Genomic DNA, 16,884 nt, shown 5'->3' on the forward strand with positions numbered 1-16,884 from the left:
GCTGAAAAATGATCGCTTCACTTCATGGCGCGATGGCTTGTTGCATGGCGGCGATGGCGTCGCTTCCGCCGGAAGCGCAGCCCCCTGACAGTGTGAAACCGGTTCCGGGTTTCGATGCAAAAGCCTTTATGGAACCCGACTCCCTGCTCTGGCCGGGACCGTTCTGGTTGTGGAATGCGCCGCTGGAACCGGAACGGTTGCGGGAACACTTGCGCGAGATGGCCGCGCACGGATTCCGAAGCGTCTGCATGCTTCCGATGCCACACGCGTTTCGTCCCGACAGCACAAACAACCTTCTCGATCCCGATTATCTGACGCCGGAATTCATGGAACGGACCCGTTTGGCTGTCGAGGAAGCCGCTTCGTTGGGCATGAACTGGTGGCTGTACGACGAGGGCGGATGGCCGTCCGGTCAAGCCATCGGGAAGGTCGCGGAGGGACATCCCGAATTCCTGCAACACACGATGGTGCGCGAACCGGTCGAGTCGGCGACCGCCTACACGGTTCCGCCGGATGCCTTCGCGCTGATCATCGAAGATACGGGGCAGATCGTGCGGCCGGGCGAAACGTGGATGCCGCAGGCCCATGCACGAGCCGGTCTGTATCGGATAAAGCGCGGTGGGTATGCCGATCTGCTGAACCCCGATGCCATGCGCCGGTTCATCGAATTGACACATGAAGCGTATCGCGCCGTGCTCGAACCGCATTTCGGCCAAACGGTCAAGTTCACGTTCACCGACGAGCCGAATGTCCCAAATCTCAATCCTCCCAAATCAATCACGTGGACGCCGGGCATGGACGAACTCTATCGCGCCCGCCACGGACGCGACATCGCCGGGATTCTCCCGCTGTTGTTTGCTCCGCCGGGTAAAGAGGCGCCATTGGATGTGGCCCGCGCAAGAATCGAATTCTACGATCTGTGGACGGCCCGTTTTCGCGACGCCTATTTCATTCAAATCCGGGATTGGTGCCGGCGCGCCGGAGTTGCGTCGGGCGGCCATCTCAACGGCGAGGACGAAACGATCAACGCGGTCCGTTACGGATTCGGCCATGCCCTGCGGCAATTACGCGCGATGGACGTGCCCGGCGTGGACGTTATCTGGCGTCAACTATTCCCCGGAAAAGAAAACCAGCACTTTTTCCCCAAATATGCTTCGAGCGCCGCGCATCAGAACGGCACGCGCTTTGCCTTCTCCGAATCGTTTTGCGTTTACGGCAACGGCCTCACGCCCGCCCAGGCGAAATGGGTCGTTGATTATCAGCTCGTGCGCGGCATCAATCTCCTCGTTGTGGGCTGCATGCCCTTGACCACCCGGGATCATCACATGACGGGTGAACGCCCGCATTTCGGCCCCGTGGATCCCTTGTGGGAAAGCGAAACCGCCTTGTGGGAATATGCCGCGCGAATGGGCTATCTCTTTTCGATTGGAACCCCGGGCATCCGCACGGCCCTGTATTACCCCGTGCGCGACATGTGGGCGCTCGGACTTGAAGCCACCGAAGCCGTCGAATCGCATGACCAACTCGCGCGGGAATTGCTGGCCACGCAACACGATTTCGATCTGCTGGATGACGATCTTCTCATGGACCCCGCAACGCATGTGGACGGCAAGCAACTCGTCGCCGGCGCCATGCGGTACGACACCGTCGTCTGCGGCAAGGTCTGTTGGATGCATCCCGTTTCTCTTGATCGCTTGCGCGCGTTTGCCTCCGCGGGCGGGCAAGTCGTCTGTTTCGGCCACCTTCCCGGAACGGACGGCACGCCCGGCGAGGCGAAACCCGCTTTCCCGACCATCGAATCCGCAGTGACCGCCATCCCCGCAACGGCCGTCATCATGCCACAGTCGCGCGACATCCGCGTGGCGACCCGGCGCGTCGAGGGGGGAGACATCCTGATGCTGTTCAACGAAGGGGCCGAGTTCTACAAAGGCGAATTGTCCGTTGACGCGCCGTATCTTTACACGTTCCATATCCGCCTCGGTCTCATGCTGTCCATGCGCACAAAAAAGGGGCGCATCGGCGTGCAGTTGGAACCCGGCCAGACGTGCGTGTTTTTCATGAGCAACCGGAAGTACGATGTGCAACCCGTTTACCGATCCTCAAGGGAGGACATGGCGCTGGACGAACGCATCCAAGCCAAACCGTACCGGCGTTACGTTGCCGGCGAACACGATTTCGAGATTGTTCCACAAGATCAACCATCGGTTCCCTTCGATCAGGCGAAATCCTGGAAAGATTGGCTCGGCGAAGATTTTTCCGGACAGGCCGACTACTCCGCAGTCTTCGAACTACCCGAAGCATGGGCGGGGAAAATGCTGCAACTGTCAACGGGGCCGGTCGAATACGCCGCGCAGGTTTTCATGGACGGCAAACCCGTCGGCAATATTCTGGCGCCGCCGTGGCGCGTGGAATTTCCGCCGATTTCCGCCGGCATGCATGAGATCACGATTCGTGTCGCCAACACCTTGGCGAACGAATTGACTTCCGAACGTGTTGCGCGCGCATGGGCCGGTAAAAGCGGACCCGGTTGGCCCAGTCCTTATCATAAACGCGCCATCGAATTTGAAAAGGGATCCCGCGGCGGAGGCCTGCAGGGTCCAATTCGACTGTTTGCCCTGTTTCGTTGATTTTTACAAGGCCGAGTTGTCATTATAGTGGAGTAACTAACGGAAAGGAACCGTATCCATGTTTGAAAACGTCAATATCCGCAGTAGCGTCGCAGTATACGTTCAGATTGAAAACACGGTCTTGTTCGCGGTTGCATCGGGACGCCTGAAAGAGGGCGATCAACTGCCTTCGGTGCGCGAAGTATCGGAGAAACTGAACATCAACCCCAACACGGTGGCGAAATCCTACCGGGACTTGGAAGTCATGGGAATTGTCTTCACCCGCCGCGGAATGGGCGTCTACATCAACAAGGGCGTCGAAGCCAAATGCCGGGAACTTTGCCGATCGAAGATCATCGGCCGGCTGCACGAGGTCGTCACGGAAGCGAAAGCCGCCGGCATGACGGTGCAGGAGATCAAGACGCTTTGCGCGGCAAGTTGCAGCACTGATTCGGAACTCTATGGCGACACGCCCGCGTCCCTGCTGGCTCTGGCAAAGGGGAAGAAAAACTGACGTCCCCATTTACAAACGAAAAGGACGTTGGGATTCTCCTGATTTGCGCCTAAAGTATTAAACAATGTCAGGATCCGCCGCGTCTATAAAATCCGCGGGACAAATCGTGAAACTTTCATTTCAATTGCCGATCGCCCGGTGACACCGGGAAATCGCCACAGGAGACCGTCTCATGAAGCCATTTACCGTTTTGACCGGCATTGTGGCACCCCTCGAAGCACTCAATGTGGACACCGATCAGATCATTCCCAAACAATTTTTGAAGCGCATCGAGCGAACGGGTTACGAAAATTTCCTTTTCTTCGACTGGCGCTATCGGCCGGATGGATCGCCAAACCCGGATTTTGAGATGAATGCGCCGCGTTATAAAGGCGCTAAAATCTTGTTGACCAAGGACAACTTCGGTTGCGGTTCCTCGCGCGAGCATGCGCCTTGGGCATTGGAAAACTACGGTTTTCGCTGCATTCTGGCTCCGTCGTTTGCCGACATCTTTTTCAATAATTGTTTCAACAACGGCCTGTTGCCCATCGTATTGCCGGGCAGCGTTGTCGAAGCCTTGTTCCAGGAAGTTCGTGCGCTGGATGGATATCGGCTAACGATCGATTTGCCCGCACAGCGCATCGTAAAACCAAATGGCGAAGCGATCCCGTTCGAAATCCACCCCTTTAAGAAGGAATGCCTAATCAACGGTTGGGACCCAATCAGCCTGACCCTGCGGCATGAGGACAAAATATGCGCCTACGAAAAACGCCGGGGCATGGCAGAGACGTGCGTCAATCGCGCCTGATCGGCATCAACCGGCGCGATTTCATCCAAGTCGCCGCGGGAACGGTCGCTGCCTCGCTGGCCGTGCCGGCTGCGCACGCCGGGGAAATCGTGGAACCGGACGCGCCGGCCATTCGAACGCTCGGTAAATGCGGCGTAACAGTCACCCTGCCCGGCATGGGGACAGGGACGAAGGCATGGAATCACACATCCGAACTTGTTCGCCGGGGTCACGACGCCTATCTCGGCCTCCTGCGTCATGCTTACGGCAAGGGTATTCGTTTTTTCGACATGGCGGACATGTACGGAACGCATCCCTATATGCACGAGGCGCTCAAGTCGTTTATTCCGCGCGACAAGGCCGTCCTGCTGACCAAGACCGTTGCGCGCGATCCCCAACTCGTCCGTGACGACCTGGAACGTTTCCGCAAGGAACTCGACACGGACATGCTCGACATCGTGCTTCTGCACTGCGTCACCGATCCCGATTGGACCGAAAAACTGAAACCGTGCATGGACGTGCTCGCGGAAGCCAAGGCCAAGGGAATCATTCGCGCCCACGGGCTTTCCTCGCACAACCTCGACGTTTCCCAAAAGGCCGCCGAACATCCATGGGTGGACATATTGATGGAACGCATCAACCCCTTCGGCAAAAAAATGGATGCGCCGCCCGACCGAGTCGTGCCCGTCTTGCGCACGGCGCACGAAAACGGCAAAGGCGTTATCGGCATGAAGATAGCCTGCGAAGGCGAATGCAAGGACAACATCGCGGAATCCATCCGGTTTGTCCTAGGTCTTGGGTGTGTTGACGCCCTGTCAATCGGATTCCTTGAACCGGCCGAAGTAGATAGCGCCATGACGCATATCGGGGCCGCCCTTGCAACGGCAAACGCCTGGCCAAATCAAAACTGACGTGGGTGTTGCCCACGTCAGGATCCTTTTTTCAAGCCACTAGTTCTACGGGTGGTAATTGACTCTGGAAAGGCCGTCCTGCGCTTCAGGATTGTCATGCCGGGCGGTAACGCCGATTCCCATATCGCCCATAAAACCATCCAGCCCGGAAACCTTTGACTCGATTCGACGATTGCTGCTATGATGGCGTTGCATAGTGAGTTATGATGTTTGGGGTGTTTGTGCAAGACGAACGGAAAGGGTCCTGCGATGAAACGGTGTATCGTTCTCGTGGCATTGACGGCGTTGTTGTGCACGGCCTGTGAAACCATGCCGTGGCAAAAAAAACAAACTCCGCCCGTGGCTCAGATGGATTCCACGACGCATCAGGACACGAAGGAGCCGTACGTGGCGCCGGTCGTGCCGGAGCCGGGATTGGCGCTATCGTCGGATCAACGGTTCAAGGATATTCCGCTGCCAGTCGGCCTCAAGGAAGATTTGGAACGGACCTTCGTGTACGAATCGGCCCAGTTTGCCGTGGGGCGAATGGTCTACACCACACGCGCATCGCTTTACGATCTGGTGGCGTTCTACGTAAAGGAATGCCCCACGGCGGGATGGAAGCTCGACAACGTCCTCGAAGCCGGCGGCAAGACGTTATTTTTCAAAAAACCCGGCAAGAACTTGGAAGTCAATGTGCAGGAAAGGGGCGTCACGGGCGGGCGTAGATTGATGATCACCATGACGCCGGAAAAGGGATCGGTTGACGCTCAATGAGATGGGCTTTTGCCATGGCATTAACGTGCGCCGCGACCCTTGCCGCGGGTTGCAAAAGCGCCGATTTGCCCGCCCGCATTCCGGGTCTGCAAAAAATCGGCGAAGCCAGCGGGCTACGCCTTACGGACGAGGAGCAAATTGCAACCGTAATGGACGATGTAGCGCAAGGCATGCAATCGCGGCGCATTTTCAAGGTGCTGGCGCACGTGTCGCGCAGTTATCATGACGCGGAAGGCCGTGATTATGCCGGATTGCAGGAGTATCTGAACGAAATCTTCCGAAAGTACCGGACCATCCGCATCACGCGCGTGGTCCCGCGCATCACGATTGAGGCAAACGGACGCGCGAAAGCCGTCGAGACTTTTGGCACGGTGGCGGAACCCGTTGACCCCCGCGTGGAGCCGCCTATCAATATGCAGGGCCAAGTCGTCGTCTATTTGACCAAAACGGACGGTCAATGGCGGATTGTGGAATGGGGCAATATTTTATAGGGCATGTTCAAATAACGACAGTTGAGTTCCCGAAGTAGAAACGGAGGCAGCGTGGCAACGAGAGTAAAGAAAAAGGCGCCGGATATCCTCGAGGAAGTGACCAAGAAGAGCGACTGGTCGCAACTGGTCGAGCAGATACAGAAAAACCCTGTTTTGTACGGCGCCGGCGCGGCGTTTGTGGTGTTGTGCATCATTGCGGGATTGTTGTACCGTGCAAACGTGCGCGGCGCGCACGATTCGGAAATGGCGCGATATGCCCGCGCCATGGAAAATGAAGACCCCGGCCTGCGCGCGGCCGAGTTGGAAAACGTGGCGAAGGGTAAAAGCGACGTGGCGGCGCTTGCCCTTTACATGATGGGCGAGGCGGCGTTCGAGGCGAAGCAATACGACAAAGCCCGCGACGCATTCGAGCGCCTGCGCAAGGAACATCCGGAATCCCCGAACGTCGCGGATGCGGTCGAGGGCCTCGGCAACCTCGCGGAAAACGAGCCGCAATATGAAAAGGCCTTGGAGTTCTACAGGGAAGTCGCCGAGAAATGGCCCGGCACCTTCGCGGCGCGCCGGCAGGACTTGAATATCGGACGGTGTCTCGAGCATTTGGGCAAGTTGCCCGAAGCCGTGGCGGCTTACCAGGCGCAGGTCGATCGTTTCCCGGGGACGGAAACCGAACGCCAAGCCAAGAATGCGCTTGACCGCCTGCGCAAGAGCAATCCGGATCTGTTCCCGAAAGCGGAAGAAAAACCGGCGGAAGCGGCTCCCGAAGCCTCTTCGGCGTCTCCGGAACAGCCGACCGGAGCGGCGGTAGAAACGGCGCCGGCTGAACCTTCGTCCGGCGAGTCCGCCGCGGCAACGGCTGAACCGGCAGAACAGGATGCACCCGCCGAAGCACCGGAAGCGGCGGACAGCGGCACCGAAACGGCACAACAATAATCCAGTCCGCGACGTCCCACGGATCGCGGACGGAGAAAGATGACATCGTTTTTTTGTTCGCGGAGTCTGAATGCGGCATGCTGATGGCGCGCCGGTTTTCGTGGGCAAAAAAGATTGCAGTAGTTGTGGCCATGATATTGCGGCTTTGCCGCGCCAGGGAGGTGGCTATGCGAAAGAGCATGCTCATGCTCGTAGGCATCGTGTTTCTTGCGGGTTCCGCGTTCGCGCAAACACCGGAGTCACCGGAGTTGAGTATAGGGGTCTTTGGATCCGGAACGACCGATCCACAAGGCGGGACGATGGAAGAGCCCCGTAAGTATACTTACCCACCGAATACGTTAGTGACCGTTACCGCCACACCCGATCCCGGTCCCGGCCATGTGTTGCTCGCATGGATCCTAGATGGAGAAATCATCCTTCCAACCGGGAATTCCATCAACGTGACCATGTATACAGACCGCTTTCTCATGGCGTATTTTTCCTCGCACCTGGCCACGCTCGAGGTGCAGGGAAATGGAACGGCCGTGCTCTGGGATCCAGAAAGCCAGGAGCCCGCCATTCCTCCCTTGGGTCCTGCGCCGGGACAATACAACATGTTCGAGGGCCAAGGCGGGGAAATGGTCGCCACGCCGGGCACCGGATCGTTTTTCGATCATTGGGAAATCAACGGCCAATTCGTTGCCACCAATCCGCTTCCCATCACATTTACCGACGATGTCACGATACGGGCCGTCTTTTCGGTAGGCACCGCCGTAAACCTTACCGTGGAAAATTCCTTGGGCCAAGGAACCGTGACCCCCGGGCCGGGCGTGTACAATTACGCGCAAGGATCCACCGCCACGATAACGGCGGCGCCCAACGGCCAGCATGTCCTGCATCACTGGATAGTGGATGGGAACGATGTACCCCCGAATCCCGCCAATCCCAATGTCCTCGAAGTGTTGATGGACGCCAACCACACGGTTCGCGCGGTGTTCACGGTGTACCTGGTTACCTTTGTCATCAACGGCCAAGGATCGCTCGCCATCGGTACCACGCCGCAGCCCGAGGGCGTTGTGCCGGTTCTGGCGGGCGCGCCCCTCTTCGTCAATGCAACGCCCGCGGCGGGCTGGTCGTTCGCCCGGTGGACCGTCAACGGCGCCAATGCGGGCACGAACCCATCCCTCAATACCAATATCACGCGCGATACGACCATCCAGGCCACGTTTACATTTTCGGCATCGAAAAACCTGACCATTACCAAAACGGGCCGCGGCACGACCGACCCCGCGCCGGGCGCGTACACTCACTCCACGAATTCCGTGGTGCCCATCACCGCCACGCCGGATCAGGGATATAGTTTGATCAAATGGGTTGTGGACGGCATTATCCAATACGGAGCCGGCGATACGATCAATATAACCATGGATGCCGATCACACCGTCAACGCCGTCTTTTCCTCCTTTAGGCTTGATCTGAGCGCGGTGGGCGAGGGCGGCATCGAACGGAACGGATTTTTTATTGATACGCTGCCCATCCTGTTCCAATCGGAAGCGAACGAAAACGTGAGCCTCCGCGCGATAGCCCAAGCCGGAAGCGCCTTCAGCCATTGGGTGGTCAACGGGGTAAACGCCGGTTCCGCCAACCCCTTGCAAATTACGATGGACAAGGATTACACGATTACCGCCGTGTTTCTTGCGGCATCGCAACGGGCGCTGACCCTTATTGCCGAAGGCCAGGGATCGACCGATCCAGCGCCCGGCAGCTACACGTATGAACAGGGTTCCATAGCCGTTATCCAAGCATATCCGGCCTTTGGCACGCCTCACCAGTTGCACCACTGGGAATTGGACGGCGTCACGGTGCCCGGCGCCCCGACATCGCTCAATGTGACCATGGACAGCGATCATATTGTCCGGGCGGTGTTCACCTCGTACTTGGTGACCATTGCCATCGAGGGGCAGGGCTTGGTGCTGATTGACGGATCGTTGGCGATGAACGGGGCCATCCTGCCCTTTGTGGCCGGCAGTTCGCACACAGCCCAGGCAACGCCGGCCCAAGACTGGATTTTCAGCCATTGGTTGTTCAACGGCATCAATCTGGGTTCGCAGACGCCCGTAACCACACCGGTCATCATGAGCGGTGTGCTGACGGCGGTTTTCTCGCAGGCCGCGACTATTTTAGGTGTCGTAACCTTCAATGGTAACCCGCTGGCGGGCGTGGTCATGAACGGTTTGCCCGGTTCCCCGCAAACCAACGCGCTCGGACAATACACCGCATCCATTCCCATAGGTTGGTCGGGAACCGTTCAACCATCGCTTTATGGATATTTGTTCGATCCGCCATCCGTTCAATATGAGAACGTCTTGGCCGTCCAGGTTCAGAACTATACGGCATCGCGTGCCCAGACCTTCCCGCTGAGCGTCACGGTCAAGCCCGTGGGAACGGGCACGGTGGAATTGGATCCCCCGACAAGCCCCTATCCCGCCGGTACGACCGTAACGTTGACGCCGCAGGCGGCCGTCGGCTACGACTTCGATCACTGGGAAGGCGATCTGACGGGCAACGCAATGCCTGCAACCATTACGATGACGGCTGCCCGTTCCGTCGTCGCGGTATTTGTTGAGGAACCGTGCGTCCTTCAGGAAATAAATGCCCTGAATCTTGCGGACGGCGCCGTACTGCATGTCGCAAACGCTTCGCTCGACATGCCGCTCACGCTTGCCGCGCTTACGGATTGTCCAGACGATACCGCGAGCGTCTCGTTTACGTTGGACGACGAAACGCCCTTGGTGGCCAATGTCGGCAATGCGGGCGGCCTGTTTTCGGTGGCGGGGCCCGCGTTGGGCGCCATTCAGCCCGGTGCGCATACCCTTACGGTCCGCGCCACAAGCCGGACGCGTCCCTCGGCGGTCATTCCGGCCGTGGCCGTCGCTTTCTCCGTGGTGAGGGAAGCCGCGGCCGTGGATGCCGACGGAAATGGTCTTCCGGACCATTCGTTCACGACGCTCGCATCCAACGGTGCGGCATGGCTGGCCTCGATCCTTGTGGACGACACCGGCGCCAAACGTCTCACGAGCATGGTCCGCTGGACCGGCGAGACCGGCAAAGCCGCGGGGACGCATGCCATCGTCGCCTTGAGCGACGCCGCCAATCCGGCGATTCGCGCATCGGTCATCGCGCCCGCCGGCTTGTTGCATTCCGGCGAGACCGGCATCCTGCTGCTCCAATCCGCGCCCGATACGGTCACCTTATTGGGCGCCATCGAGTCGTCCATTGCGGGTTCCGAACCCGCCGCTTCCATTGCCAACGGCGCCTATGTCCAGGCAAGCATCATGGTCAGCGGCGACGGCGGCCTGCATTATGCACCGATTTCGCCTGCGCGTCTGGCCGCCAATCCCGTTCATGTGGCGATTGAAGGCGCAAACGTGGCCGCCGCGGTCAGCCCTGCGCTGTACTCGTATCCGACATCGGTCGTCGCGGATCCTGTCGTGGGCGACCGGGTCATTGCGTGGACCGGTGAATGGAACCAAGACCATCTGGTCAAGACATTCCGGACGGCGTCCAGCCTCGAGGCCGACGTGTCGGGCTTGTCCGTCCTTGCACCGCTGGATGAAGGGCTGGATGCACCCGTCATCGCGGTGACGTTGCCCTCCGAAGGCCAATCGTATTCGTTTGGCGTGGTGGGTACCGGCCGGTCTTTGGACGCAGTGTTCAAGGTACGCAATACCGGCGGCGGAATTCTGGCGGGCAAAGCCACGGCATCCGCTCCGTTCGAGATTGTGTCGGGAGCGACATACCGCCTGTCGGCCGGACAAAGCCAGGATGTAACCGTCCGGTTTTCGCCGGCCGCGGGCGTCACATATACTTCACTGGTCGCGTTCAGCGGGGCCGGCGGTTTCGGCGTCGTGGTCAACGGGACCGGTTACACGGTTTCCGTGCCCGACACATCCTGCGTCGCCGCGGTGGGAGCGATGACCGCGCCGCCGCCGCCCCCCGGCGGGGATGGTATCCTGCTGGTTCTGTGCGCCGCAGTCTTGTTGATCGGCGGGCGTCGTTTTGCGCCACGCCGCCAACATCCCTGATGAGGAAACCGTGATACGGAAACGATCGCCATGAATGGATTCTTCAAGGGGCGGCAGGTGCTGGTCCTTGGAGGACTCGGTTTCATCGGCAGCAATCTGGCAATCCGCTGCCATGAACTCGGCGCCAAGGTCACGGTGTACGATTCGTTGATGGACCATGGCGGGGGAAACCTTGCCAACCTCGACGGCTACAAGAACGCCATTCAAGTTCGCATCAACGACATTCGCGATATCAAACTGGTCAGCCGCTGCGTGGCCGGGGCGGATCTCGTCTTTCATTGCGCCGGCCACACGTCGCACACCTATTCCATCGAGGATCCCTTTCTCGACATTGCGATCAACTGCACGGGCACGATGAACGTCCTTGAATCCGCCCGCCATCACAATCCCGACGTCCCTATCGTTTACATCGGCACGAGCACCCAATGTGGCCCGATGCTTCGCGAACCGCTGGATGAACTCCACCCCGAATTCCCCTACGACATATACAGCGCCAACAAAAGTGTCGCCGAAAAGTATCATCTGATTTACCATCGCTCGCACGGGATCAAAACGCATGTCGTGCGCCTGGCCAACGTCTACGGCCCCCGCGCCAACATCAAGAGCAGCGCCGCCGGCGTGTTGAATTTCTTTATCGGCCAAGCGCTGCAAAACCGCGACTTAACCATTTACGGAGAGGGTAACCAACGCCGGAACGTGATGCACGTGGATGATTGCGTGGACGCCTTAATCACGGTGGCGGCCAGCCAATCCCATTATGGTGAAGTCTTCTTTGCATGCGGCGACGGCGAACACACCATCGCCGAATTTGCGGCCAAGGTCGTCGAAATCGTCGGAAAAGGGCGCGTTACCCACGTGGAGTGGCCGAAAAAGTGGGTTTCATTGGACGTGGGCGACATTCGCATCTCGAATGCGCGCATCAAAAAATGCTTTGGCTGGACGCCGAAGATCGGCTTGTCAGACGGCCTGCGGCAAACCGCGGCTTTCTTTGAATCCCGGCTTGGCGACTATCTGAACTGACGCCATGCCGGTAATGGACGATTTGAAAAAAGGGGTCCGTTTCGTCCATAGCCAAAGATCCGGATTCGACAGCTGCTTTCAGGATGAATGAATACGTAATTTCATTTGACAGGCGCGAGCAGGACATGCAGCATGTGTTCGGTTCGGATTCCAAGGCTTGTCCGGCCCTTGCCGGCCAAATCCGCCTTGAACGCCATCTCGACAATGGCTTCGGAAAAGACATGCTCGTACGAGGGCTTGACGACGAAACCCTCGGCAGAAAACGTCCAGACGCAAAACCGGTTTGGGGCCGTGGCGCAGGCAAAGTCGGTGCGTCCGTCACCGTCGAAATCCCTAAGCACACAATGGCGCAACGGCCCGGCTTCTTCCGGACTCAGAAACCACGCAAGCGGTGCATCACAGGAAATCCGGCTCGCGGCAACCGGTTCATAACGCCCTTTTTCCGGGGAAAATAGGTGGACAGAGAGATGGGTCTGCCATGCGCCGGCGGAGACAAGTTTCGTAATTTCACCGACTGAAATACCGGGATCCGGCGCGTTCCACAGCAACAGGTCGGCATAGCCGTCACGGTTGAAATCCGGCGCGCCATCGTCCAGAACGATGAGTTGCCCGGGATATCGCCGTTCCGGCCCCGCAAGGGATTTTCCATCATATCCCTGAATGCGTACGAGGGTGTCGCCCATGCCCGGTCCCTTCACGGCATACAAAACCCGTATGTCGCCCTGGCCGTCTCCCATGAGCGGAAACCACGGCCAAGAGTCGGGTTCCAATTGCCCGGCGTCACGGATCTGCATGGGCGTCGCACGCCGAAAAGCCCGAGCGGTAAGAGAGGCGCCAATCAATTCGGGGGGCAGATGAGGCTCGAAGGCAAAGGTCCGGCTGACGCCGCCTTCCAAAGCGTCCCGCCCGGCAAGGCGCGGCGGTTCGACAGTCCATGCCCGGAAAGGCACACCATAGGATGCGCGAAGCGGCGCGTTTTCGCCCAACGGCCAAGCGGACACAAGCGATCCGGCCGGCGTGCGCAATTCGAAGGTTTCCTCGCATGGCAACGCCAGCAGGGTCCTGCCGTCGTGCTCGATCGCAAGAACAAAGGGATAGGGCGCGGACGACGAATCCGCGAGTTGCGTGCGCAGGATAAAGAGGTCGCGCGGAACCCCGCCTTCAGCAATCGGTATGGCCACGAGTCGCTCGCCGCATACCACGACAAGTTCCGTCTGGCCGTCGTTGTCGAGGTCGGCGACATCCAAGGCCGTCGTGTTTTCCGGCAAGTCAAGCGACCGCGTGTTGCCATCCATCGAAAAAAAGATCGTAACGGCATTCTTTTCCAGGACAAAGACATCGGCCTGCGCATCCCGGTCAGCCTGCGCAAGAAACACGTGGGCGTCCGGCGTGGCCAACGGAAGGGTCTTGACGTCGAAAAGGGCCGCAAGGCATAACAGGATCGCAATGGTCATCGCGCCCCCTTTCGGGAGAACCAGACCTGCGCCGTCAATCCATCCCCGCGATCCAATTGGGCGGGAAAAACGGCGATATCGCTCCGTCCGTCGCCATTGACATCGTTCACGGCAAACCGCGCATTGGATTCCACCGCAATAAAGGCAACCGCTTCCGCCGCAAACCCGGAGGCGCCGGACGGATAAACGGCCAGACGCCCAGGGCGATCCTGCACCAGCAGATCACGGCGGCCGTCACCGTCGAAATCGCCGGTAAGATCAATCAATTCGCCGGCCTGATAGCGCGCGAAGAACTCGCTGTTGCGCACCGGCGGCGCATCGAGTTCGATTCCAAACCGCACGTGCCAATCGGGCCGGGATGCGAATGCCCGGTTTCGCTGAAGGCGGATGGCCACCTCGTGTTCGACCCGGCGCGCACCCAAAAAACGGTTCACCGACTCGCGAATCCCCCCTTCCAGAAGACCGATCGTTTCCGTAACCAAATCGGAGCAACCGTCGCCGTCGGCATCCACGAACAGGCATTGCGGACGGAACGAGACCGATCGAAAAGACTGCCACGTCTTGCCCCGGTCGAAGGTCACGCGCGTTTCAAAAACCGGAACGGGCAGCGCGGACGCCTCGGACAATTCCCAATCGCCGCCCGCAAAGGCCGGTTGATCGTCCGGCCCCAAGCGGCAGGGCTGCATTTCGTTCGGCATCGGTTCCGTGATCCATTCGTCCGGCGGACCGGAATCGGGCTGCAACCGGCGCTGCGGATCGAGGAGGTAACGCACGACATGATAACGGCACAGCCGATCGCCCATGCCCTCGCGAAATACGATGATGGCGCGATTCTCTTCGATCAGGTACCGGCAGGTCATTTCACGCATGGGAAAGGCGATACGCCGTGCTTGCGGAGGCCACAACTCACGGGCCGGGGCGCTTGCAACACGCAGCGGCGGGAACAGGACCGGCGATCCGGATTCTTCATACTCCTTGCCGTTCCAACGGAAGATATGCAAACCGTCATCGTCCGGCAACACAATTTCAGGTTCCCCATCCCGGTCCAAATCATGGACGAAACGATCAAACACCGTTCCGTCCCCATCTTCCGAACCCGGCGCAGGCCAGCGCATGGACTGTTTCCGCAGTTCATGCCAGGCTCCCTCGCGCCAGCATACAACAGCAAGGCGATCAAGAGTCCGGAAATAAAGCCGGTCTCCCCGGATATCGAGACATGCCCGGTCCCCGGCAGAATAGAGGGGCACAGGCCGGTCCGTCTGAAAATGACCGCCTTCTTGAAAAAACACCCTATCGGGAAATAGCAGATCCGGCTCGCCGTTTCCGTCAAGATCTCCCAGCCTGAAATTGGCGGATACCTGTCCCGTCAGTGAATCCGGCGGCGAGAGTTCAACCGGCAATGCCTGCGGTTCGAAAACCAGCGCCCCAAGGCAGCCTATGACCAGCGCCAGCATCATACCCGAAAGTCACGTCTTGCCATTAGAAATGCGGAAAGCCCCGTAAAAACCACAAACCACGCCAACGATACACCGATTGCATACGCGCTTGTCGGCCAGAAACCGGCCTCAATTCCATCGCACCGCCGAAGAAAGACCTCCCACGGGGTTTCCACGTAACTCGTGAACAAGCCCGGGGCCAAGTGAAGAGGATGCTTGACGACATCCACCAACAACCAGATCCCTACCGAGGCCGCCAAGGCGGATACGGACGAACGTACACACATCGAAATAAAAATTGCATAGGAAACAGCACAAAATTGCGGGAATAATGATAATAATATACCAAAAGTGTAACATAAAACCATATCTGTATGTGTATAAATCAATTCGCCTCCATACGTTATTCCTTTGAGATCGCCCAAGGCATAGGCCAACGCCCACGCCGCAACGGCAACGCAGCCTGTCATAATGATGGCATAGGTCATGCCCAAGGCGATTTTGGCCGCAAGCGCTTCCGTTCGCCGAATGGGCCGTACCAGTGTCAGCCAGATGCTTCCCCCGATTTCGGCGGCCATGAGATTCGAAGCGAAAACGACAAGGAGCAGCAGTCCCGCCAGATTCAGGGCGATCGGCGTGGCATAGGCCACGAACGCGTAGGCGCTTGCATTGCCCGGCGCAATGGGGCGGGCAAAAGGCATGCAAGCCACAATGGCCATGACGATGATCAGACCGGCGGGCGTAAATCGGCGCCGAATGGCCTTGGCCCATTCTACGGCATAGGCTCTGGCGAGGCGTCTACCCATGGCTGTCCTTTCCAACCGGGAACACCCAAAGGAGTATCGTTTGAAATTCCCTCATTTTTCCTCCTTGTGCAGGAGTTCCATGAAATAATCCTGCAATGTCCGCCGTCTTGGGATCACGGCCGCAAGGCGATACCCCGCCGATACCAAAAAAGCGATAAGTTGATGCGCGTTGGGTTCCCTCAGAAGGACGGCCAAGCGTCCCTTTTCGAATTCGACGGAAGCCACCCAAGGCTGGGTTTGCAACCGTTTCGCGGCGGCTTCCGGGGCGTCCATCAACACTTCGACCCGCGATTCGTCGAAAGAAAGCACCGACTGGGTCTTGTCGCAGGCGACCAGCCTTCCCTCGTGCAGCACGGCCACCCGATCACACAGCGTTTCGGCTTCATGCAGCATATGGCTCGACACAAGGACCGTTACATGTTTTTCCTCGGACAGTTGCCGGAGCAGACGCATGATTTCCTGGGTGGCTTCGGGATCCAGCCCGTTGGCGGGTTCGTCCAGAACGAGCAATTCAGGATCCAGCAACAGGGCCTGCGCCAAACCCAGGCGTTGCCGCATGCCCATGGAAAAGGTCCCGACCCGCCGGCCGGCCACGCCAAGCAGTCCGACCCGATCGAGTGCGCGGTCCAGCGAGGCTTCGCGCCCGGCCAGTCGCGCGCACAGGGCAAGGTTGTCCCGCGCGGACATATAGTCGTGGAATACCGGCCGTTCCACCAGGACGCCCATCCGCGCCGCCACATTCAGAAACTGCCGATCCAGGGGTTTTCCGAAAAGCGACACCGAACCCGAGGTCGGCGCGACCAGGCCCGTCAACATATACAGCGTCGTGCTCTTGCCGGCGCCATTGAGACCCAGCAAGCCCATGATTTCGCCGGTTTGCACCTCGAATGACAAATCCTGAACGGCCGTCACGCTTCCATACCGTTTCGTGAGCCGTTCCGCCTGAATACATGCACTCATGCGCGGGATCTTACCACGCGCCCGGTTCTCGCGACAAAGGTCGTTTTCGCTTTCTCCCGGCTTCCGAGGCGCCTTGGGCCCTGACCGGCCACGGGGAAGCCGCCCGGCCGTTCCGATTGTTGAAAAGACAGGCGCTTGTGCTAATGTCATTTGCAGAGGAGAGACCACGA

The 16,884-nt window shown here is 59.0% G+C and carries 13 protein-coding genes; 9 read left to right on the forward strand and 4 right to left on the reverse strand.

The annotated features are described in order from the left end of the window. The first annotated feature begins 44 nt into the window (after positions 1–44). The 9 genes from P5540_01310 to P5540_01350 all read left to right on the forward strand — a co-directional run bounded on the left by P5540_01310 (position 45) and on the right by P5540_01350 (position 12,058). On the forward strand, positions 45–2,627 hold the full coding sequence (locus P5540_01310) for a glycosyl hydrolase (protein ID HRT63436.1): 2,583 nt from the start codon (positions 45–47) through the stop codon (positions 2,625–2,627). Between the two features lie 58 nt (positions 2,628–2,685). After that, positions 2,686–3,120, forward strand: coding sequence for a GntR family transcriptional regulator (locus P5540_01315; protein HRT63437.1), 435 nt, complete (start codon positions 2,686–2,688; stop codon positions 3,118–3,120). Positions 3,121–3,292: 172 nt separating this feature from the next. Next, positions 3,293–3,907 carry a 3-isopropylmalate dehydratase small subunit gene (leuD, locus tag P5540_01320; protein ID HRT63438.1) on the forward strand — a complete coding sequence of 205 codons (615 nt, stop codon included), beginning with the start codon at positions 3,293–3,295 and terminating at the stop codon, positions 3,905–3,907. Continuing rightward, positions 3,889–4,797, forward strand: a complete 909-nt coding sequence (locus P5540_01325; protein ID HRT63439.1) for an aldo/keto reductase — start codon at positions 3,889–3,891, stop codon at positions 4,795–4,797. The genes leuD and P5540_01325 overlap by 19 nt, the downstream gene beginning before the upstream one ends. A 249-nt stretch (positions 4,798–5,046) precedes the next feature. Next, the gene (locus tag P5540_01330) at positions 5,047–5,553 is read left to right on the forward strand and encodes a hypothetical protein (GenBank protein ID HRT63440.1); all 507 of its coding nucleotides are present in this window, start codon (positions 5,047–5,049) and stop codon (positions 5,551–5,553) included. A gap of 14 nt (positions 5,554–5,567) precedes the next feature. Then, complete coding sequence (locus P5540_01335) at positions 5,568–6,044, forward strand: hypothetical protein (GenBank protein ID HRT63441.1); 477 nt, start codon at positions 5,568–5,570, stop codon at positions 6,042–6,044. A 51-nt stretch (positions 6,045–6,095) separates the two neighbouring features. Then, complete coding sequence (locus tag P5540_01340; GenBank protein HRT63442.1) at positions 6,096–6,974, forward strand: tetratricopeptide repeat protein; 879 nt, start codon at positions 6,096–6,098, stop codon at positions 6,972–6,974. 167 nt (positions 6,975–7,141) lie between these two features. Beyond that, the gene (locus P5540_01345; GenBank protein ID HRT63443.1) at positions 7,142–11,038 is read left to right on the forward strand and encodes a hypothetical protein; all 3,897 of its coding nucleotides are present in this window, start codon (positions 7,142–7,144) and stop codon (positions 11,036–11,038) included. Positions 11,039–11,068: 30 nt separating this feature from the next. After that, complete coding sequence (locus P5540_01350) at positions 11,069–12,058, forward strand: NAD-dependent epimerase/dehydratase family protein (GenBank protein HRT63444.1); 990 nt, start codon at positions 11,069–11,071, stop codon at positions 12,056–12,058. Positions 12,059–12,159: 101 nt separating this feature from the next. Here the strand turns inward: P5540_01350 and P5540_01355 are convergent, their stop codons facing one another. From P5540_01355 to P5540_01370, 4 genes are read right to left on the reverse strand one after another with little or no spacing between them, the layout of a single operon-like run. Beyond that, entirely contained in the window at positions 12,160–13,512 is a 1,353-nt protein-coding gene (locus P5540_01355) for a VCBS repeat-containing protein (protein HRT63445.1), read from the reverse strand. After that, on the reverse strand, positions 13,509–14,969 hold the full coding sequence (locus tag P5540_01360) for an FG-GAP-like repeat-containing protein (GenBank protein HRT63446.1): 1,461 nt from the start codon (positions 14,967–14,969) through the stop codon (positions 13,509–13,511). Before P5540_01360 ends, P5540_01355 begins: the two co-directional genes overlap by 4 nt. Beyond that, on the reverse strand, positions 14,966–15,754 hold the full coding sequence (locus P5540_01365) for a hypothetical protein (GenBank protein ID HRT63447.1): 789 nt from the start codon (positions 15,752–15,754) through the stop codon (positions 14,966–14,968). The genes P5540_01360 and P5540_01365 overlap by 4 nt, the downstream gene beginning before the upstream one ends. 51 nt (positions 15,755–15,805) lie before the next feature. Next, positions 15,806–16,714 (reverse strand): ABC transporter ATP-binding protein, encoded by a 909-nt coding sequence (locus P5540_01370; protein ID HRT63448.1) that lies wholly within the window; start codon positions 16,712–16,714, stop codon positions 15,806–15,808. Positions 16,715–16,884: the final 170 nt, after the last annotated feature.

This window comes from Candidatus Hydrogenedentota bacterium, from assembly GCA_035450225.1.
Classification (GTDB): Bacteria; Hydrogenedentota; Hydrogenedentia; order Hydrogenedentales; family SLHB01; genus DSVR01.

Bases quoted from the DNA above. Each gene is read 5' to 3' on its own strand.
- P5540_01360 (HRT63446.1), bottom strand. From the start codon at position 14,969: ATGATGCTGGCGCTGGTCATAGGCTGCCTTGGGGCGCTGGTTTTCGAA.
- P5540_01315 (HRT63437.1), top strand. From the start codon at position 2,686: ATGTTTGAAAACGTCAATATCCGCAGTAGCGTCGCAGTATACGTTCAG.
- P5540_01355 (HRT63445.1), bottom strand. From the start codon at position 13,512: ATGACCATTGCGATCCTGTTATGCCTTGCGGCCCTTTTCGACGTCAAG.
- P5540_01345 (HRT63443.1), top strand. From the start codon at position 7,142: ATGCGAAAGAGCATGCTCATGCTCGTAGGCATCGTGTTTCTTGCGGGT.
- P5540_01330 (HRT63440.1), top strand. From the start codon at position 5,047: ATGAAACGGTGTATCGTTCTCGTGGCATTGACGGCGTTGTTGTGCACG.
- P5540_01370 (HRT63448.1), bottom strand. From the start codon at position 16,714: ATGAGTGCATGTATTCAGGCGGAACGGCTCACGAAACGGTATGGAAGC.
- P5540_01310 (HRT63436.1), top strand. From the start codon at position 45: ATGGCGGCGATGGCGTCGCTTCCGCCGGAAGCGCAGCCCCCTGACAGT.
- leuD (HRT63438.1), top strand. From the start codon at position 3,293: ATGAAGCCATTTACCGTTTTGACCGGCATTGTGGCACCCCTCGAAGCA.
- P5540_01350 (HRT63444.1), top strand. From the start codon at position 11,069: ATGAATGGATTCTTCAAGGGGCGGCAGGTGCTGGTCCTTGGAGGACTC.
- P5540_01335 (HRT63441.1), top strand. From the start codon at position 5,568: ATGGCATTAACGTGCGCCGCGACCCTTGCCGCGGGTTGCAAAAGCGCC.
- P5540_01365 (HRT63447.1), bottom strand. From the start codon at position 15,754: ATGGGTAGACGCCTCGCCAGAGCCTATGCCGTAGAATGGGCCAAGGCC.